Source organism: Paenibacillus sp. Y916 (assembly GCF_056786435.1).
The window spans coordinates 91,679-112,814 of sequence record NZ_JBXCJA010000007.1 but is presented as its reverse complement, the minus strand read 5'-3'; the positions used below and the strand labels follow the sequence as shown (position 1 = coordinate 112,814).

At 40.7% G+C, this 21,136-nt stretch carries 12 protein-coding genes; 10 read left to right on the top strand and 2 right to left on the bottom strand.

What is annotated here, in order from left to right; all coding sequences use genetic code 11:
* Nucleotides 1-93 precede the first annotated feature (93 nt).
* The 4 genes from AC1TO9_RS15900 to AC1TO9_RS15885 all read left to right on the top strand — a co-directional run bounded on the left by AC1TO9_RS15900 (nt 94) and on the right by AC1TO9_RS15885 (nt 5,965).
* Nucleotides 94-3,324, top strand: a complete 3,231-nt coding sequence (locus AC1TO9_RS15900; protein WP_482059815.1) for a lamin tail domain-containing protein — start codon at nt 94-96, stop codon at nt 3,322-3,324.
* A 106-nt stretch (nt 3,325-3,430) separates the two neighbouring features.
* Nucleotides 3,431-4,354: a carbohydrate ABC transporter permease gene (locus tag AC1TO9_RS15895; RefSeq protein WP_482056468.1), complete on the top strand. Its 924-nt coding sequence runs from the start codon at nt 3,431-3,433 to the stop codon at nt 4,352-4,354.
* Nucleotides 4,355-4,372: 18 nt separating this feature from the next.
* A complete protein-coding gene (locus AC1TO9_RS15890; protein ID WP_482059814.1) occupies nt 4,373-5,188 on the top strand; it encodes a carbohydrate ABC transporter permease in 816 nt (271 codons plus the stop codon).
* A 36-nt stretch (nt 5,189-5,224) separates the two neighbouring features.
* A complete protein-coding gene (locus AC1TO9_RS15885) occupies nt 5,225-5,965 on the top strand; it encodes a glycerophosphodiester phosphodiesterase (protein WP_482059813.1) in 741 nt (246 codons plus the stop codon).
* A gap of 215 nt (nt 5,966-6,180) precedes the next feature.
* Here the strand turns inward: AC1TO9_RS15885 and AC1TO9_RS15880 are convergent, their stop codons facing one another.
* Nucleotides 6,181-6,810 carry a YfbR-like 5'-deoxynucleotidase gene (locus AC1TO9_RS15880; protein WP_482059812.1) on the bottom strand — a complete coding sequence of 210 codons (630 nt, stop codon included), beginning with the start codon at nt 6,808-6,810 and terminating at the stop codon, nt 6,181-6,183.
* Nucleotides 6,811-7,212: 402 nt separating this feature from the next.
* Here AC1TO9_RS15880 and AC1TO9_RS15875 point away from each other — a divergent pair, with 402 nt between their 5' ends.
* On the top strand, nt 7,213-8,847 hold the full coding sequence (locus tag AC1TO9_RS15875; RefSeq protein WP_482059811.1) for a helix-turn-helix domain-containing protein: 1,635 nt from the start codon (nt 7,213-7,215) through the stop codon (nt 8,845-8,847).
* A gap of 406 nt (nt 8,848-9,253) precedes the next feature.
* Here the strand turns inward: AC1TO9_RS15875 and AC1TO9_RS15870 are convergent, their stop codons facing one another.
* Entirely contained in the window at nt 9,254-10,954 is a 1,701-nt protein-coding gene (locus AC1TO9_RS15870; protein WP_482059810.1) for an SGNH/GDSL hydrolase family protein, read from the bottom strand.
* Between the two features lie 279 nt (nt 10,955-11,233).
* Between AC1TO9_RS15870 and AC1TO9_RS15865 the strand changes: the two genes are divergently transcribed.
* From AC1TO9_RS15865 to AC1TO9_RS15845, 5 genes are all read left to right on the top strand, one after another.
* Entirely contained in the window at nt 11,234-12,901 is a 1,668-nt protein-coding gene (locus AC1TO9_RS15865) for an extracellular solute-binding protein (protein ID WP_482059880.1), read from the top strand.
* A gap of 36 nt (nt 12,902-12,937) precedes the next feature.
* Nucleotides 12,938-14,686 carry a sensor histidine kinase gene (locus AC1TO9_RS15860; RefSeq protein WP_482059809.1) on the top strand — a complete coding sequence of 583 codons (1,749 nt, stop codon included), beginning with the start codon at nt 12,938-12,940 and terminating at the stop codon, nt 14,684-14,686.
* Nucleotides 14,687-15,026: 340 nt separating this feature from the next.
* Nucleotides 15,027-16,472 (top strand): glycoside hydrolase family 43 protein, encoded by a 1,446-nt coding sequence (locus AC1TO9_RS15855; protein ID WP_482059808.1) that lies wholly within the window; start codon nt 15,027-15,029, stop codon nt 16,470-16,472.
* A gap of 257 nt (nt 16,473-16,729) precedes the next feature.
* The gene (locus AC1TO9_RS15850; protein WP_482059807.1) at nt 16,730-18,103 is read left to right on the top strand and encodes an ABC transporter substrate-binding protein; all 1,374 of its coding nucleotides are present in this window, start codon (nt 16,730-16,732) and stop codon (nt 18,101-18,103) included.
* A gap of 156 nt (nt 18,104-18,259) precedes the next feature.
* A complete protein-coding gene (locus AC1TO9_RS15845; RefSeq protein ID WP_482059879.1) occupies nt 18,260-21,136 on the top strand; it encodes an extracellular solute-binding protein in 2,877 nt (958 codons plus the stop codon).

The window sequence follows — 21,136 nt, the reverse complement described above, 5'->3', positions numbered from 1 at the left end:
CAGTTACCGTATAAGGCTATCACAGGGAAATGGCTTGATAGCCTTATATTTTAGCAAGGACTCAAATTAGCAATTGTTGAGGAGGATTAGCGTATGAGAAGCATTAAAAGGCTTACGATATATACATTGGTGCTGGTGTTGACCTTGCTTCCCACGATTAACCCGTGGTCAAAGGGGATAGTCCAAGCAGCCGAGGCAATCCCGAGTCTGCTGATTACTGAGATTGTGCCCAAATCGGGGGGGACTGGTCAGCCATACGAATATGTGGAGCTATATAATAACACCTCGATGGACATTGATCTAAGCAATTATCAATTGCAATATTTCACGACGAACATGAATAAGCCTGCGAACACATGGAAGATCATCGGAAAGAAGATTGAAGCGAGAAGTACCTTAGTGTTGTGGCTCATTAAATTAAATTTTCCGAATGTTACATTGAATCAGCTTAATGAAAACTATGGTACCGGTCTTACTGATGATCAAATCTACAGAGTTAACTTGACGACGTCTGCACAAGGTCTTCACGATACGGCTCTTCGTAAAGTGGCGATTGCTGGAGCGGATGGCCTTGTAATTAGCCAAGTAATGTACAATGACCAGGATTCGACTGACGGTGATACGAACAAAAGCGTGATTTATCAGCTTCCTTCGTCAGGTAATGAAATGATGCGGTTGCGGAGTAACGAAATCCCGACTCCGGGGAGTTTATCCGGTGATCAGCTTGAGGGGCCGAAAGCACCAACGGGACTTATTGCGGTGGCAGGAGATACAACGATTCAATTGTTATGGTCGTCCAATGATTCAGAGTCGGCTTCATACAATATATATCAATCGGGATCTTCCCAGCCAGTTACGGTGACGGGGTCGACTTACTCCTATACGGCAACAGGGCTTGCTAACGGAGTGACGTATATCTATCGGCTGACGGCAGTGGATGAAAGCGGGCTAGAATCGCCAGCATCTGCGCCAGTTGTCGCTACTCCAATGGGAGCTGTAGATCTTCAGCCCCCCAATGCTCCTGAAGGATTTCAGGCAGAGTCTGGACCTAATTTTATTTATTTGAGCTGGAACGCAAGTGCAGATGCAAATGTAACCGGGCATAATATTTATAAGGATGGAGTGCTTTACCGCACGGTAAGCTCGCCCTCCAATAACCTCACTGTTACGCAGCTCAATCTAGGGCAAGAGTACAGCTTCGAAGTGAAGGCGGTTAACATTGCAGGCATTGAATCCGAAGAGTCTGCTACTCTCGAAGCGACACCGACTTATGGGATGATGATTACGGAGCTGGTTCCCGATACGGATAACTATGCTTCTTACGACGCATACGAATATATCGAGCTGTACAATACTTCAGACAAACCTGTGGACTTGTTAGGCTATACAGTTAAATCTGGAAGCTGGTCGTATACGTTTAATCAATCGGTAATCGTACAGCCTTGGGAGACGGAGTTGTTATGGACAAGGCGAGCGGAAGTGGCTTCGTTAAGCTTGGAGGGCTTCAATCATTACTATTTGTCCGCTTACCAAAGCAAGTATGTAACGAACAATGAAGTGCATGTAATCGAGAATGTTGGTGGACTTGTCAACACGGGCAGTCAAACGGTAACGCTTCAGGACGCGCATGGCAACGAGTTTAGCAAAGTGGCTTATAACGGCACTATCGACACCTCACTAGGCAAGAGTGTAACGTTCAGCTATCCGTCTTCAGATGGAACGGCGTTGAGTGCTCTAGGCAGACAACAAAAACCGACTCCAGGCTGGTTGGTTGACGGACAAGCTCCAGCGAAAAAGGTTCAGAACACGCTGCCACCGCAGGCTCCGACGCAGGTGACGGCCGCGCCGGGAGAAGACTTGGTTCAACTAAGCTGGAAGGCAAATGCCGAGGCGGATGTGCTCGAGTATCGAGTGTACAAGGATGGGATTATTGAAGCATCCATACCAGCGTCACAAAATTCTTTTACCGTGTATGGACTTGTGGGAAATACAGAGTATCGCTTTGCGGTGAGCGCGTATAATACTTCTGACCTTGAATCGGCGAAATCAGCTTCCGTGTCGGCGAAACCTGTCCACCAGAAGTTGACCCAGCAGGAACGAGCGGTCAACCCGAGAGATGTGGCGTATCAATCATTATGGAACATCAGCAAGGACGGACCAGTAATTGCGGGACTAGCGGAGGAATTGGTACCTCAAGGTCTCGGATACGCACCAGCGCAGGACTGGCTGCTGACGGTTTATTACGCGACAGATGAGAGACCTGGCGTACTTTCAGTGACGGATGCCAGAACAGGTCAATTGATTAAGTCCGTCGCGTTGTATCAAGAGGACGGTACTCCTTACGTAGGTCATGCAGGCGGAGTGAGCATTAGTAAAAATCATGTATGGATTTCCTCAGAAGGATATTTATATCAAATGAATCTGAGCGAGCTCGTAAATGCGGGAGATCAAGGTGAGATTCAGTTCACGAATCGCATTCGCGTTGCAGTGGACTCCGCTTTCTCGACATACAGCGACGGAGTAATTTGGGTCGGGGAATTTTACGAAAGTGCAAGTTACCCGACCGATGCGAGCCATCACCTGACGAATCGCGACGGCGATAAGTCCTATGCTTGGCTTGCTGGATATGTTCTCGATGAGCAGACCGACACGATAAAATCTGCCAACTGGGATGGGGATATACAGCACCAGGCCGTTCCAGATTATTTGTTATCGATCCCAGAGAAGATTCAAGGGGTTGAAGTTCAGGATGACACGATTTACTTAAGCTCTTCCTATGGACGCAATAAAGACAGCATCCTCTACAGGTTTAACAATCCGATCGCGGAAGCTCCGCATGGGACTGGACTAGTAGGTCAAGAAACGGTGCCGCTGTGGTTTTTGGACGGACAATCAGCTAAGCCGCGTAATGCAACGTTAACGGTCGTACCTATGACAGAAAACATAGCATCTATCGGCAATCAGCTCTACGTTTTGCTGGAATCAGGTGCTAATAAGTATCGTTACACCACGACTTATATTATGGACAGATTGCTCGTTATTGATATGGAGTTGTGGGACAGCTATGGTACGTTTTCCATTCAAGGGATTCCGTCGGTGATGCATACGGGAGATAGTGTTCAGGCTTCCGTAAAGCAACTGTTCGGATTAGCAGAATCGATGGATGCGACTTCTGACTATACGTTTGAGAGCAGCAATACAGTAACGGCTGACATAACGGCTGAAGGTAAAATCACCACAAAAGCGGTAGGCGATGTGGTCATCACGGCAACGTCTAACAATAGCATTGTAACCTTTAACTTGCAGGTTACAAGCAAGGATTGATAAGCGGACGTAACCACGACAAGTATGTACCTCAAGACCGCACGATACGCGCGGAAGCAGCACAAGCAATCTATAATTTGCTCTCGCTGCTGAAATAGAAGTGACTATGAAAGCGGGGAAAGAGGGAATTGAATTGAATCAACCTGTGCTTCATGCAAAAAGAAAAATCAACTGGAGAGAAAATAGCTTCGCTTTTGCTTTGCTTCTACCCTCCCTTGTATTTCTAGCGATGTTTACCTTTTACCCAACAATAAAATCTATTTACTGGAGCTTTCAAAGCTCTGATTTTAGCAATAAGCAGTTTGTGGGATTCGACCAATATGCTCAGGTGCTTCAAGACGATGTTTTTCTCAAGGTCATTGGAAATAATCTGCTTCTTGCCGTAGTAACGGTACCTATAAGTATTTTCCTTGCGATGTACATGGCGGCTTGGGTGAATAACAAGCTCAGAGGAACGAGTATTGTGCGAGCAGCGTTTTTTTATCCCACGATCATTCCGATGATTGCCATCGCCAATATTTGGCTGTTTATTTATACGCCGGATTACGGATTGCTTGATAAATTTTTAGGCTTGTTCGGCATTCCGTCCCACAATTGGTTGGGCGATCCAAGTTTGGTTATGTTTTCAATGATGTTGATGGTGATCTGGAAGGAAGCCGGATTTTTTATGATTTTTTACTTGGCTGGATTACAAAATTTACCGAGGGAAGCTTTTGAAGCAGCGGAAATGGAAGGTGCGAGACCGTTTCAGACGTTCCGCAAAATTACATTTCCTCTCTTAATGCCGACAACGATGTTCGTTATGGTCATTGCAACGACGAATTCTTTTAAATTGATTGATCATTTGTACATTATGACCAAGGGTGGCCCCGACAACTCAAGTAATTTACTGTTGTACCATATTTATGAGACGGCTTTCAGCTTCTGGGATATGGGTAAAGCCTCTGTCATGACAGTCGTGCTCCTAGCAATTCTGTTGACCATCTCGATATTCAATTATGCGTTTCTGGACAAACGTATCCATTACTAACCAAAAGGAGTCAGAGTCATGGGGATCCGTGTAATCAACCGTTTTATTATCGTACTTCTGGCTTTGGTTTTCGTTATGCCGCTGGTGTGGGCTGTTGTGACATCGTTCACCCCTTCCAGTGAAGTGTTAACGAGAGTTAATCCGTTTGCGATTAAACATCCGACGTTTCAAAACTATATTTCGGCCTGGAACACGATTCCGTTTTTCCGGTACCTGTTCAATACAATTGTGATTGTGGTTGGTGTGCTAGTGGTACAACTATTCACAGCAACACTGGCGGCGTATGCCTTTGCCCGGTTGAATTTTATCGGACGAGGAGTCCTATTTATCATTTTTCTCGTGCAGATCATGATTCCTCCGGATATTCTCATTTTTCCTAACTATTCTGTAATGAAGGAACTTGGGCTGATTGATTCCAAGCTGGCGATCATGCTGCCTTTTTGGGCTTCGTCTTTCGGCGTGTTCTTGCTGCGTCAGACTTTCAAGCAAATCCCGCTTGATCTGGATGAAGCGTCTAGAATCGATGGCTGTCGCTGGTGGCAGACGCTTTGGCATGTGTATATCCCTTCTGCCAAATCGACTTATGTCGCTTTTGGATTGATTTCGGTCAGTACGCATTGGAGCGACTTCATGTGGCCGCTTATCATTACCAACTCCGTTGAGACGCGACCATTGACAGTGGGGTTAGCTATTTTCGCGCAAACGTTCGAAACGGGTGCGCAATGGGGGACAGTCACGGCCGCTACAATTCTCGTCATTTTACCATTATTGGTTGTATTCCTGGTCTTCCAGCGTCAGTTCGTAGAAAGCTTTATGCACTCGGGAATCAAATAAGCGAAATGAAAAATCGCATAATAAAGGATGATGAATATGAATTGGAATATCGAAGGGACCTGGATCGTCGCACATAGAGGAGCAGCGGGAGAAGCGCCAGAAAATACATTGGCTGCATTTCGATTAGCGCTCCAACAGCAGTGTCAAGCTATTGAACTGGATATTCATCTAACACTAGACGAAGAGATCGTCGTATGTCATGACGAAACGCTTGATCGTACGACGAATCGAAGCGGAGTGATTGGGGAGTTGGCCTTGGAGGAAATTAGGCAGGCCGACGCTGGTTCCTGGTTCGCAGCAGCGTTTGCAGGAGAGAAAATCCCACTGTTGCGTGAAGTGCTTGAGCTAGTACCTTTGGATATTGGTTTGAACATTGAGCTGAAGCAAAGCTACGGTGGACGTATCGAGGAGAAAGTGATTGGACTGCTGCGGGAGTTTGACCGACTGGATTCGGTGGTTTTCTCCTCCTACGATCACAAAATGCTGTATCGGATCAAGCAAATCGCGCCCAAGGTCCGCATCAGTCTCGTATATGACGCTAAACTGCTGCATCCGCTCCGAGTGATCGAAGACTTCGGGATGGATGTGTTTTCCGTATCACTGCATGATGTTATGGTGGATTCGGAGGACGTGGCTGCGATCCGGGAGAGCGGCAGACATGTCATTGTATGGACCGTTAATGAAGAACATGGGATGCAGCAGATGCTTGAATGCAAGGTATCTGGAATAATTACCGATTATCCAGCTATGCTGGGAAAGGTAATCAAGCAAATTTAAAGATAGATGAACACGGAAGTAACATCAAACCGCAAAAGAACCGTCAGGGAATTTTTCAACCTTGGCGGTTCTTTTATTTACTCCGAGCGTGTGACATCCAATTGACTAATAGTTAACAAATTGGAGTTCTATCAAGATAGTAGAGATAGATCCTTTTCTTATACCGTCTGATCAAAGTGCATATTCGTATTTCGTGAGGGTTATAGATGAATTGTTTAGAAGTCTAATGCTTCTTTTGTTATTTTTTTAATATCGACAGGACAATTGGAACTTTCCTCAACAAGATCGGGGAGTATGTGCAGCAAGAAATAATCTACACAATGTAGTTTGATGTTCTTGATTTTAATCAATGCCTCGCGGTACATGATAACAAACTCTTTCTCTGTGTTGCCTCTTCTTAGTTCAGCAAAAGCTTCATAAACTTGATCGAGTTTGTCAGCCATTTCAAGAATTAATCCTTCTACGGAATCATCTTTACCTTCACGTAATTGTCTGCGAAAGATCGATTTGAGTTCCTCGGGGATATTCTCATCAATAAAATGTGCAACCATTCCTTCCTCTACTTTCTGGAGCATACCACGAAGTTCGAGAGAATAATGTTTCACAGGAGTTTTGATATCTCCAATAAATATTTCGCCGTAATCGTGGCTGCTTGTAACTTCGTAAAGTTTTTTCCAATCCACAGTTACGCCATTACTTTCCTCAATATCGGCTAATGTTTTAGCATATTGCACTACTTTCCAAGAATGAGCAGATACACTGTGCTCTTCAAATTTGAATTTACCTGGGCAGCGAATAATACGTTCAAGATCGTTGAGCGATTGAAAATAAGTGTGAATTCCCATAAGTATCGATCCTCTCCGTATATAAAATGAGGGTGTTAACTTACTCTAGTATAGGGATGATTTGTTATGGGAGAATTAAATTGAAATAGTAGATTGAAGAATATGTAAAAGTCTATCCAATGGATGCCCACGAGGTGCATGAATAAATCGGATTTACTTTTCATTTTGTTTCTAGGTGTTAGTTGGTGTATTTATAAATCAATGGTCCTTATTCATTCTAGGAGGAGTAGTGCTATCTACGTATCAACGGAAAATGCGATCGAACTGAACAGTGGGCTGATACTTTAGTAATTCTTCGTTGGGAATATCGCTTGTTCTTATGAATTGAATCTATAGTAAACTTAAAAAGTAGGCATTGGCTTAACAGATGCATGCTCATTAAGCTAAAGGGGAAGATTTCAGATGTATAGATTACTGATTGTCGATGATGAAGAAATTATTACAGAGGCATTGTACGAAGTATTTAATCAATTCATGCCAGACGACTTAGATATATGTAAAGCTTTTTCAGCAAAAGAAGCATTGAGTTGGTTGTCGCGAACCAGAATCGACATTGTGCTTACCGATATTCGTATGCCGGGGATGAGCGGTTTAGAGTTGATGGAAGAAATTCGATTGTATTGGCCAAGATGCAAAATTATTTTTTTGACAGGTTATAGCGAGTTTGAATATGCGTATCAAGTGATTCAAAAGTTGAACGTTAGATATTTATTAAAGACAGAAGGCTATACAAAGGTTACTCAAACCGTGCAGGAAGTTATACAAGAAATTGATAATGAGAATCAAATGAATAAATTATTGGAACAATCGCAAGAACAGATGGATACGCTAGAATTGATGGCACAGAGCGAATACTTCAGAAATTTTCTACATGACAGTCAAACAACTTATGAGCATCAAGATTCAGTAATTCAAGAGTTTGAAAGATTAAATATTGTTTTAGATCCTAAAGCCCCTGTTGTTTTAGCGCTTGGTCACTTGTCATATTCTTTTGAAGTAGCACATATTGAAAAAAGTGAATTATTTTCATTAACGAGAGTCATTTGGAATTTCTTTATGACTGATCAGATTAAGAGTGTTCCTCTAGTTGACAAATATGGCGATTTATTGTGGTTTCTTCAAACATCACAGCATACGGATGAGAAATTTAGCAATCACTTAATAAAATATATGGAAGGTACTTTAGAATTAATTCAGCGAGTCTGCTTGGAGACACATGGTATCTCAATATCTTTCACAATAAGTGGTGGTCCCTGCGCCTGGAATGAAATAACGAATCAGTATGAACGCCTTAGACAACTGCAGAGAATGAAGATAGGTGATGGAGTCTCATTGATTCAAATTGATCAAGTTGACCAGACAATGACATCAAATCCGAATGAAGGTTTTCGGCTTGGACCCAAAATGGAGGTTTTGAGCGCACATCTAGATGCCGGAAGGTCTGAGGAGTTTTTTAAATGTTTTGATGAAGTTGCTCAATATACTTTGAATTTGAATGATTCAGTTCATCGCTCCGTTGAAACCTATTATTCACTAGCTTTAATATTACTTTCATATATCAATCGGTTTGGTTTGCATCATGATATCGGTGAATATAGTAAACTAATGCTTTTAGAAAAACATACATCCATGACAGAAGGATTTCAGTATTTGCAATTTTTAGCTGAACGTATGTTTAAACTAAAATTAATGAATGAGCAAAATAGGACATCTTTAATTATTGGAAAAATTTGCGAATTTATTAGAGAGCATTTAAGTGAAGATTTATCGCTCGTTCGGTTAGCAGAAATTCATTATTTTAATCCATCCTATTTGTCGCGTTTCTTTAAGCAGGAATATGGGGTTAATCTATCGGAATATATTGATGAATGTCGAATTAGAAAAGCTAAGGAGCTATTGTGTAATGGAGATTTAAAAGTTCGTGATGTTGCCTTGTTGGTTGGATATGAATCAGCCCATTCCTTTACACGTTTTTTTAAGAAATCTACAGGGATGACCCCACAGGAATACCGAGATTACATCATTGTGGAACGCTAGTTTCCAGATAGAATAGCAACAAAAGATAATAATATGATATCTATTCTTCACGAGGTCTAAACGTCATTATATCGCGTTCTTCCTTCGGATTTGTAGATTTCCAATATACTCGATTCGTTGACTTTTTTTATAATAATCTCTGATATTTTATGTGAAGCAATTTACAACTTAATTAACAACACTTTACAACATTATTCTAGTGATCAAAAGGTTTCATTGCAAAGATAGACAATGTAATTGTAGCTTTTATGGGAGAAGTTAGGGTTTACTTCAGATGAATATGCATATGTCACAACATCATTGGATTTAAGGAAATGGAACGAACCTGAAGAACTAAGCTTAATTGATATAGCCTAGCTATCGAATTGAATTCGATAGCTGGGCTATTGAGATAGTACTTATTTTGTTATTGCACAACTCCAAAGCCAAGTATGGTAAAACACTTATCCTCATGACCTGCTGACATGCGAATCTCGATAGTATGATCGTTCGCTTCTTGCTCGTTGAATATAATGATAGGATGACAGTGTGTCCAGTTAGTAAGAAGTGGATCCACGGTTTTTGCTAGCTTACCGTCCACTAATATATCTGCACTTCCAAACTCATTGTTGCCAGTATCTTTATATATTAATAGAAGGCTTTTGCAATGCAGTTTCATCATAAAGCTATTACTTCCTGATTCTATCGTATGCATCCAGTTGTTGGGGAATTGAGGTGTACGGATGGTTTGATCGTCTAACCCCACCTGATGCAAATCCGTATCTGATGCTTGGAAGCTACCCTCACAAATTTGCGCAATATGTGTGTTATGAATGCGATCAAGCAGCGAGATATGAACAAAATCATTACCAATAATCGGCTGTTTGTTCAAGTCAATATCCTGCTCACTTTGGACACTACGATCAGCTTCGGCAATTAAGTAACCTAAGCAATCTGCCATTATCGTATGTCCAGTGTTTGTTGGATGATAAATATCATAAAAGTATTGTTGCTTCGTAATGACAAGCCCTTCTTGCTTCGTCATACCAAATTGCTCGACTAGTGCATCCTTAACGCTAACCATCGGCAGATCATAATGCTTACCGACGGGTGAAAGTCGATCCTGCAAGTTCCAGTCATTAATAAATACGCTGAACAGCAGAATAACAGCAGGCTCATGTTGCTCTTGTAATGCTCTAAGCACTAGACTTTCGTAGCAAACTCCTTCAGTTTCATCTTCTGCATCATTAACAGCGAATTCAATAATAACGATATCTGGCTGAGCAGCGCCATGCTTTAGTACATCTCTTTCGTAGCGAATCATGCCAAGCTCAGATGGAGTTCCACCTACTCCAGCTTTAATAAAGTGAATATGATCTCCATTATCTTTACCATATCGTTGTTTGAAGCTTACGTACGATTGATAGGCATAGCAGGCATTATGAATGGGTCGTGCACTGGCGCCTTCTGTAATTGACCCTCCAATATAGGCGATGGTGACATCCTCACCTTTTCGTGCCTTATTAATTGCTTTTTTTAATCGGGAATTGTTTCCGAGCTGTAGTAATGATTTGCTGATCATTTCGCGATAGGCAGGTGAGCTGGTGTCAATAGGTCCATTATCTACATGCTGTGGAGATTCAAAACCTTCATTAAAATATAAATATACGCTTACTGTGGCTAACGCTCCAGCACGAGAGAATTCAAAGCTGAGCTTGCCTGGCACGTCATCTTCTTCTGACCAATCGTAATCACTCAAAAGAATTTTTACTTCAGAACCATCAGTTGGACATATTGTTTGCATACGTGTTCCAGACTCGTACTTGTTCGTCTTGCCCCAGTTTTCGTAGATGACGGGCATATTTGGTTGATCTACCTCAGCGCATTGGACAGATATGCCGATGCTGTGAACTAATTGGCGGAAGCCTTTGCAGCTTTTTAATAGATCTAACAGTTTATCATCGGCTATTCTACTTGCATGTTTAGCCATGTCTACGAGACGACCTTCCATATAAATTTCTTGACGAAAGCTCCCGTCTGGTTGAGTTGTGGCTTCAATAATAGAATCTAATAGAAAATAAAATCCTTTACTTGTTTTTGTTGAATATTGCAAGGAATCATTAGCCACATATATCATCCTTTCTTATTTTATATCTATATTTTAATGGATATTACTTCGAATTAAAACCTGTTAAAGTATGCTACTAATTCTACTCATGGTATAATTAGGGTTAGTTAGAAAAGGGGATATGACCATGGGATCGCCTAATCCATAACTGGTGGATACACTGGTGTTCTTAGGAATCTCCCACTTCAATCAGACCGAAAGGTTGATAAGTGGGAGTAGTTCAACGAGATAATGAAATGATATCTATGTGAATAGGGGGAGTCTTATTTGCAGATAACGATGATGAAATGGGTCAAGCTTATTGTTTTAACTCTATTGTTGATGTTGATAGTAATAGCTTGTGAGAACGATAGTACTTCGATCAATACTAACGACGAACCCTTGGAAGAAAACAATAATAGAAATGTTTATGATGAAATTGGACTTAGCAAATATGACCCGCCAATAGAGCTATCATTCGTCCGCGAAACAAGTGACACTTTGGAAGAATTACTAAATGTATTACCTGGGGAATCATTAGAAGATAATAGATGGAGCCGAATCTATGAGCAAGTATTGGGCATTTCAATTAAGTACGATTGGAAAGCAAAGGGCGATCTTTATAAGCAAAAGCTTAGTTTCTCCGTTTCTTCAGGTCAACTCCCAGATGTTGTTAAAGTTAGTTCGGAACAATTAAGAATGTTGAGTAATGTAGGCTTAATTCAGGATTTGACGGATGCTTACAATAATTATGCGACACCGTTGACTAGAAATATATTAGAACAAGAAGGAAATTCAGCTTTTGGCGCGGCTACAATTGATGGGAAATTAATGGCTATACCTGACACTAATTCCTCCATTGAAGGAGCGATGTATATTTGGCTGCGAACGGATTGGATGGAGCAGCTTGGATTAAAGCCACCGCAAACGATCAGTGATGTATTGGGAATTTCAAGAGCGTTTACAGTAATGGACCCAGATCAAAATGGTCAAGACGATACTTTTGGCTTAGCCATTACGAATTATTTGTGGGATACTGTCATGAGCATTAAAGGCTTCATGGCAGGTTATGAAGCATATCCTGAACTTTGGATAGTTGATGATTCAAATAATATCGTATTTGGTGGCATTCAGCCTGAGGTGAAGACAGCGCTTATCGACCTGCAGAAAATGTATAAAAATGGTCAACTTGATCCCGAGTTTTCGTTCAAAAATGTTGAAAAAGTGAAGCAGCAAATTGCGGATGGAAAAGCAGGGATGATGTACGGTGAGCAATGGGGATCGTTTGTAGTGCAAAACAGTCAAGATCTTGATGCAGACTGGAAAGCATATCCTATTGTATCTCTGTCCGGTATACCTCCAAAGGTTCCACTAAAATTAAGAACTTATCAGTACTTTGCTGTACGTAAAGACTTAGAGCAGCCAGAAGCAATTGTCAAATTAATTAATTTGCATCTCGAGAAAAATTGGGGTAAGACTGCTGAATATAAAGAGTATTATAGTTCTTCTTATCCTGTGTGGCAGTTATCACCAGTAACTCCATATCCAGCTCTAAAAAATTTAGAAGCCTATCGTCAGCTAGCTGAAGCTCGTCAAACAGGGGATTGGACGGGGTTGAATACTGAAGCTCAATCCATTCAAAAGTTAATTGAGCAGTATCAAGCGGGGGGAGCAGATAAAGATCATGGTTGGGGATGGGATAAGACGTATGGCGTTAATGGTGCCTTTTCTATCCTTGATCAGTATGAAGTTAATGATCAATTATTATATGAAGCATTTACAGGTGCTCCTACTGAAACGATGATCGAGCGAAATTCATTACTGCACGATCTGCAACATGAGACATATATCAATATCATCCTTGGTAATTCTATTGATGAATTTGATCAATTTGTAGAAACATGGTACGAGCTAGGTGGAGCCGAAATAACAATGCAAGCCAATGAGTGGTATAAACTAAATAAATAATCATAAAGGCATTCATGCAGGCTCGGAGGTATTATCTTGTTCAACTTTCCTGTAACATCATTACGTAAAACTATTTTTTTTCGTTCGGTATTTACGTACCTGCTTGTTTTTATACCAATTATTATGCTTGGTTTTTACTTATACAACTGGAGCTATAATAATGCTAGCGATGATATTTCAAGAGCGACTGTTACACAATTGAACTACTATTTAGAAGATTTAGATCGTGAAGTTGAGTGGATGGAACTGCAGCAATTTGATCTTGTAGAGGATAGCGAATTAAGTAAGCTTGCTGTTACTTGGGATAAGATGAGCAATGTGGAAAGAAGAGAAAGCTTAAATTATGTATTACACCGACTTACATCGTTCAAAAACAGCAGTGCGTATATTAAAGAAATTAATGTACATATTTATAGCATTTCTAAAACAGTTTCTGCAACGAATTCTGTTGTTAATCTTGATGAACAGATCTATACACAATTAGTCGCTAATTATTCTAAGAATCGAAATCGATTATATTATTCAGGTGAAGCGCTCCATCTTATCGCTGTAAAGTATGGAGGTGGTAAAGGAGAACTGCCAAACTATGTCGTTCAGATCGAATTAGACGGCGCAAAGCTACAGCAGTCATTACAGCAGCTAAGTGTCTATCCAGATAGCGGATCATTTCTTATTTCAGAGCCGTCAGAATTTACATTGATGAGCAATGATGAAGCAGCAACTGTTGCAAATAGTTATTTGGATGAGGAAGAAAGCGTAAAAAGAAGTATGTCAACGCTAGAGGTTGCTGGAGAGCGGTATCATATGGATAAGGCATATTCTAATAAATTAAAGCTCACACTCGTTACTTATTTGCCCGAGAAGACGGTTAAAAGACCTTTAAGCTTCTTCTATAAATGGGCTTGGTTATTTGCTATTGCTTCCTTTATAGCGATTGTTGTCTTTTCATATTCGACGTATCTCTTTATTCATAAGCCGTTATTACTGCTTGTGCAAAGCTTTAGACGGATGGAGGCTGGAGATCTGGATCATCCAATCGTTCATGACAAAAAGGACGAATTTGGCTATTTGTATACGCGCTTCAATTATATGCTTACAAAATTAACAAGTCTAATTGACCAAGATTATAAGCAAAAAATGATGATGCAGAAATCTGAACTAAAGCAGCTACAATCTCAAATTAATCCGCATTTTTTGTATAATAGTTTCTTTATTTTGAATTCCTTAGCAAAGATCGGAGATGTCGAGCGGATTGAACAATTTACAATTATGCTAGGGGAATATTTCCGCTTTATTACACGTAACGGTGAGGATCTTGTTCTGCTGGAGGATGAAATAAAGCACTCGCGTATGTATACAGACATTCAAGAGCTTCGTTTTTCGAGAAGAATACGAGTAAGATTTGATGATTTACCAAAGGATATGGAAGTTATTAAAGTACCAAGACTTATTGTGCAGCCGATAATAGAAAATGCTTATGAGCATAGTCTTGAGAAGAAAAGTGAGGAAGGATTCCTTAGTATTACATTTGATAAGCAGCAGGATGCACTCCATATTATTGTGGAGGATAATGGTGAACAGCTTACCGATGAGCAACTTATGACGCAACAGCATCGACTCCAGCATAATGATGAAGCAAATGAAATGACAGGCATTATTAACATTCATCGACGGCTTATATTAACGTATGGAGAAGATAGTGGTTTAATAGTAGAACGCAGCGAACTTAATGGGCTGAAGGTTACGATTTGTATGCAATTGAATAATGAGCTGCAACTAAAGTGACTTTTGCGAGTCACTTTAGTTAAATATAAGAGAATATAAGTTTCACTTGAATCAATTTCATAATCGCCGATGCAGCTAAATCGAGTTGCGTAATTATGAAATTGATTCTTGATACTCTATTTCTTATATTTCCGCTGAAACGGGTACCGTCTTGAAAAAGACGGCATAGCCGTTTCTACTTGGTCGATTTTTGCAGATAGATGAAAATCTATAACTTGAGGGGTCATTCACCATCAGTTTGACAGGTTGAAGCAACGATAGTGAAACGTTACGCTTTAATAAGGAATTAGAAGTGATCTCAGAGAAAGTACCACTTACACTTAAAAAGGAGCTAGACGAAATGATGAATAATGAAATAGCTGAAGCAGTAGGGAAAACGATATTGAACGGAAATCCATTAGTCTCTCACAAATTTGGAGCAGATCCTTATGCTCTAGTATATAAAGACCGGGTCTATCTTTATATGACGAATGATGTATTTCAGTACGACGAGAGTGGTAATATCAAGGATAATACTTATGCCAATATTAATAAACTCTCAGTTATTTCTTCTGACGATCTAGTTAATTGGACGGATCACGGCTTCGTAGATGCGGCAGGTCCGGATGGCGCAGCCAAATGGGCAACGCAATCTTGGGCACCTGCGGTGGTGCATAAAGTGATCGATGGAAAAGATAAATTTTTTATCTACTTTGCAAATAATGCGAGTAATATTGGTGTGCTAATGAGTGATAGTCCAACGGGACCGTGGGTCGATCCGATTGGTAAGCCACTACTTACTAGAGAAACTCCAGGTGTGGAAAAGGTAACATGGCTGTTCGACCCAGCTGTATTAATAGATGATGATGGGCAAGGCTATATCTACTTTGGCGGCGGTATTCCAGAAGGACAGGAAGAAATGCCGAATACAGCTAGAGTGATGGAGCTCGGCGCAGATATGATTAGTGTCGTAGGGGAAGCTCAACCCATTCCAGCTCCGTATATGTTTGAGAATTCTGGAATTAACAAAGTGAATGACAAATACTACTATACGTATTGCTCGAATTTCTATGATGGTGTTCGTCCTGCCGGAAGTCCTCAAGCAGGTCAAATCTCATATATGGTTAGCGATTCTCCGATGGGTCCATGGACTTATGAAGGTATAATTCTAAAAAATCCAGAACACTTCTTTGGCGTAGGTGGTAATAACCATCATGCGATTTTCGAATTTCACGGGAACTGGTATATTGCTTATCATGCTCAAACCTTGTCTAAAGCGATGGGTGTAGCGAAAGGATATCGTTCAACGCATCTGAATCAGGTCTTTTTTAATGCAGATGGAACGATTCAGGAAATTATCGCTAGTTATGAAGGCGTTAAGCAATTGAAAGTCTTACATCCATATGTTCGAGTGGAAGCGGAGACGATCGCTTGGAATGCAGGAATAAATACGGAACTGATTAGTGATGATATTGAAAATCCTTCGTCTAACAGAGTAGTGACAGATATTGATAGTGGCGATTGGATAGCCGTTTCAAATGTTGATTTTGGTAGTAAGGGTGCTACTTCTTTTACAGCATCTGTGGCTAGTGGAAGTTCTTCTAGTAGCATTGAAATCCGTTTGGATAGTCCAGACGGCAAATTGATTGGTGAGCTTTCCATTCCTGCAGGTGATGGACTAGATCAGTTCAATGAGCTTCAAACTGAGATTAAAGGTGCAGATGGAGTTCATCACTTATTCCTTGTATTTAGAGGAGAGACTAATAGTAAGCTAATCAAGTTTGATTACTGGCAATTTCACAAATAATGAATAGTTTATGAACCGTTGTCCCCGTATCTAATAGGTACGGGGACTTTCTTTATAAGCAATACATGTGCAACTTCTTAGATTGTAAGCAATTCTTTACTTGTTTTTTTATCGCTCGATACGCGAACTGGTCTCTGGAAAGGGAACCTATAATTAGGCAGGCTGAATAACTGAATATAGGCAGGTTGTTGACCAACTAATGAAAGCGCTACAATTCATGGTGTAACTAAATCCCAAGGGGAAACAGGGGGAAGAAAATGTTGAATAAAAAAAGGCTGTTAATGATGCTGTGTCTTGTTTTTGTTTTGGTATTATCTGCTTGTAGCGGGAATTCAGCAAATAATGTTGCTCCTGAACAATCAAGTGATCCAGTGGTAACAGATGTTGTACCGAGTGAAGAGGTTGAAGTAGTTAATGAGAATCCAAATGCAACACCTGAAATGGATTTCGATCTTGGTGGGAAAACTGTCAAGTTTGTAGCTTGGTTCGATCTTGCAATAAAACAAGATGGCCCTGACAATATCCAGCGCCAGAAAAATTTAGATGAATTAATGGTAAAACATAATTTCAAAGTTGAATATGTTAGTTTGACTTATGACGAGTATGTTGAAAAAGTATCCGCTTCGTTGCTAGCAAACGACCCGGTCGGAGATATTCTCTCGATTAGGAAACCTTGGGCAATTCCTAGTATGGTACAGCAAGACTTCTTCTGGCCGCTTGATGAATATACAAAGAACGATAAAGCATTCAGTCCAAGTGGAAAAAAATTCTCCGAATACGACGATAAATCTTACGGGTTCTCAATATATGATGGAGAAAATGGTGCGAACGGTATCATTTACAACAAAACATTGATGAACGAACTGGGCTTGAAGCCTTTGCAGGAGTACGTTAATGAAGACAATTGGAACTGGGATGCTTTCACTCAAGTTGCTAAAGAAGGAAATCGAGATACAAATAACGACGGAGAAATAGACGTTTGGGGTCTTGCAAATGTATCCATTGATGCGGCAATGGCTTCTAATGGTGCTGACTACACTAATGGAAATCAACAAGCTTTAGATGATCCTAAAACGCTTGAAGTGTTTAATCATATAAGCACGTTTGCAACAGAGAAGCTTGTAAGACCGACAGAAGGTGGAGATTGGACGGAGCCTACTCAATTCTTCCGTCAAGGTAACACATTACTAGTTAATGGTGCAATGTATGATGTTGCTGGATATCGTACGGATATGCCTGACTCTGAAATAGGCTTTGTTCCCTACCCTAAATCTCCAAGTGCAACTGAATATACAAGTGTTACTACTGCACCTACCTTTTACGTGATTCCGAAAGCGGTTGAAAATCCAGAGCAAATGGTGTATATCATGGAAAAAATCCAGGAGTACGATTCCGTTAGTGAGTATTCAGCTCAAGCTTATTATGAATCAATTTTTGACAATGAGGAAGATGTTGCCAATCTAAGAACGGCGAATAAGAAAACACATGTACTAGACAGAGAGACTTATCCTAATTTCCCGTATTGGAGTATTATTGGTGACTTGAATAATGGAGTTTCTGTTTCAACGGTTGTTGAGACATACAAAGCACAAGTTCAAGCTGCTGTGGATGAAGTATGGATAACTAATTAATCTAAAGTAAAAGTAACTTAAATAAGACGCAACATTCCTCATTAGGTAGTAGATTCTTACTCATGAGGAATGTTGCTAAACTTTTCTTAATTTTAAATATACATCAGGAGGGGAGAAACGTTGTACATAAGAAAGAAAAAAAAAGTGATTGTTCTAATGGCTCTTGCCGCACTTCTATTATCCCTATGGGCTTTCTACCCTTCAGATTCCACCTCTCAAACGCATGTTCATGCTGTAGGTGGTTTTGATGCCGTTACAGGCCTCTCGGAAGAAGATGGCTATGTTGCATATTTGAATCGTCATTCGACAGTGGATAGACCTAATGAGACGGTTCGAATCGAAGGGGAGAACTTTGTCGAAACTCTCGGAGACGGGTTTGAGGTCGTCAAACAGCTTGAGGGATTAGATGGGCAAGCGGTAGTAACACCGGAAGCCGGTACCATCAGTTGGGAAGCATTTATTGAACAACCGGGATTTTACAATATTAAGATTCATTATTTTCCTCTTGAAGGAAAAAGTGCATCTATTGAAAGAGAGTTCGCCATTAATGGGGAAGTGCCCTTCAAAGAGGCCGAGATATTGTTATTTGACCGAGTTTGGGCAAATCGTGATGAAGAGATTCGAAGGGATGACAGGGATAATGATCTGCGCCCGAGACAGATTGAGAAGCCAATATGGCAAATTGTCGATTTTAAAGATAGGAATGGTTATTTTGAAGAGTCATATTCCTTTTTCTTAAACAAAGGTATTCAAACACTTTCATTGACATCGTTACGAGAGCCTATGGCTATCGATTATATTGAACTGTATCAGAATAAGGCTCTGAAAAGTTATGAAGAACTGAAGAATGAGTACGAAGCCGAGGGCATTAAGGTTGCCCAGGATCAATATATGCTTATCCAAGCAGAGAATGCCAATTCAAAGTCATCCCCTACTTTATATCCAGTGTCAGACAGATCAAGTCCTACGGTTATCCCGTATGATGTTTCAAAGCTCCGCATCAACACAATTGGCGGATTGAATTGGAAACTACCTGGTCAGTGGATTGAATGGGAGATTGACGTTGAAGAGGATGGTTTGTATCAAATAGCATTAAAGCAAAAGCAGAACGAGCTTCGTGGTGTCTATGCTACACGAAGTCTGATGATTGACGGGGAATACCCATTTGAGGAAATGAAGCGAATTCGCTTTAACTATGGGAGAGATTGGAATATGAATGTATTGGGTGAAGATGAGCAACCCTATCTATTCCATCTAACCAAAGGTACCCATCGTATTCGCATGACAGTTTCACTTGGAGATATCGCTCCATTGCTCCAAACGATTGAGTCGAGTGTGCTGGAGCTCAATGAGATGTATCGAAAGGTTCTAATGATTACATCAAATACGCCAGATCCATTTCGAGATTATCAATTAAAGAAGCGTATTCCAGAGATGACAGAGGTTTTCTCTGAACAGGCTGAAATTATTCAAAGTGTAGCAGACTACCTAGAAGAAGCTACGGGAGAGCGAAGCGATAAGGTTGCGGTTCTACACTCCATGGTCCGGCAACTAGAGGAAATGGTCAAATATCCGGAGACGGTTGCTAAACAATTGAAATCATACAAAATTAATGTCGGAGGTCTAGGGACATGGATTTTGAACGTTCGTGAACAGCCGTTATCGCTTGATTATCTAATCGTGTCTTCACCAGAACAGCAACTACCAAGAGCTGACGCTACAATACTACAAGTAGCTGGACATGAGATAGGGGCATATATTTCTTCTTATACAGAAGATTATGACAGCATAGGTAACACGGGAGAAAAGGATAAATCGATGACAGTTTGGATTACGACAGGACGCGATCAGGCGCAAGTATTGAAAAGCATGATTGATGATTCCTTTACACCAGAGACCGATATATCAGTAAAGCTTCGTCTTGTACCTGGAAATATTCTACTGCCAGCTACCCTTGCTGGTGAAGGTCCGGATGTTGCGATGCAGCTCGGCGAGGATATTCCGGTTAACTATGCAATGAGAGACGCTGCGGCGGATTTGACGAAATTTGATGATTTTGATGAAATTGTAACCCGGTTTCGTGACAGCGGTATAGACCCATACAAGTACAATGGAGGCGTATTTGCCTTGCCGGAGCAACAAACCTTTCCAATGCTGTTCTACCGCAAAGACATTCTTGATGAATTGGGATTGACACCGCCGAAAACTTGGCAAGATATTTATAACATGATTTCAGTGCTCCAGAAGCATAACATGGAGTTTTATTTGCCACTTGAAGTTAGAAATGCGAATGGGGTTCCAAATCCGATTATCGTTCCAAATGCAACATTCTCTATGCTGCTATATCAGAACGGTGGTCAATTATACAGCGATAATGATACGAAAAGTGCGTTAGATTCCGAGATTTCCATGGATGCATTCAAAAAGTGGACGCAGTTTTATACTAGTTATAAGTTTCCATTAATAGCAGACTTCCCGAATCGATTCCGAACAGGTGAAATGCCGATAGGCATTGCAGACTATACAACGTATAACATGCTGACGGTTATGGCTCCTGAGATCAAAGGTTTATGGGAATTCACCCTGGTGCCAGGAACAGAACTTGCGGATGGTACAGTCAATCATGAAGTTGCCAGTCATACAACAGCAGTTTTAATGCTTGAAAATTCGGAAAACAAAGAGATTGCTTGGGAGTTTATGAAATGGTGGACAGACAAGGAAACTCAGGTCGCTTACGGACGTGAAATGGAAGGGCTTATGGGCGAGGCGGCTCGTTATCCAACTGCGAACATTGAGGCTCTTGAAGAATTGCCTTGGCCAATAGAGGATTATAACAATCTGGAGAGCCAGTGGAAATGGGTAAAAGGTATCCCACAAGTTCCAGGTGGATACTTTACTGGAAGACATCTAGACAATGCTTTCAGAAAAGTCGTAAACGCTAGTGAGAATCCTCGTGAAGCGTTATCTGATTATATCTTATATATTAACGATGAAATTGAAATCAAACGGAAAGAATTTAACTTACCGTATTAG

What these genes read in the sequence shown, in the direction of transcription:
- AC1TO9_RS15855 (WP_482059808.1), top strand. Translation starts at nt 15,027, where the DNA reads ATGATGAATAATGAAATAGCTGAAGCAGTAGGGAAAACGATATTGAAC.
- AC1TO9_RS15890 (WP_482059814.1), top strand. Translation starts at nt 4,373, where the DNA reads ATGGGGATCCGTGTAATCAACCGTTTTATTATCGTACTTCTGGCTTTG.
- AC1TO9_RS15875 (WP_482059811.1), top strand. Translation starts at nt 7,213, where the DNA reads ATGTATAGATTACTGATTGTCGATGATGAAGAAATTATTACAGAGGCA.
- AC1TO9_RS15895 (WP_482056468.1), top strand. Translation starts at nt 3,431, where the DNA reads ATGAAAGCGGGGAAAGAGGGAATTGAATTGAATCAACCTGTGCTTCAT.
- AC1TO9_RS15850 (WP_482059807.1), top strand. Translation starts at nt 16,730, where the DNA reads ATGTTGAATAAAAAAAGGCTGTTAATGATGCTGTGTCTTGTTTTTGTT.
- AC1TO9_RS15880 (WP_482059812.1), bottom strand. Translation starts at nt 6,810, where the DNA reads ATGGGAATTCACACTTATTTTCAATCGCTCAACGATCTTGAACGTATT.
- AC1TO9_RS15900 (WP_482059815.1), top strand. Translation starts at nt 94, where the DNA reads ATGAGAAGCATTAAAAGGCTTACGATATATACATTGGTGCTGGTGTTG.
- AC1TO9_RS15885 (WP_482059813.1), top strand. Translation starts at nt 5,225, where the DNA reads ATGAATTGGAATATCGAAGGGACCTGGATCGTCGCACATAGAGGAGCA.
- AC1TO9_RS15865 (WP_482059880.1), top strand. Translation starts at nt 11,234, where the DNA reads ATGATGAAATGGGTCAAGCTTATTGTTTTAACTCTATTGTTGATGTTG.
- AC1TO9_RS15845 (WP_482059879.1), top strand. Translation starts at nt 18,260, where the DNA reads ATGGCTCTTGCCGCACTTCTATTATCCCTATGGGCTTTCTACCCTTCA.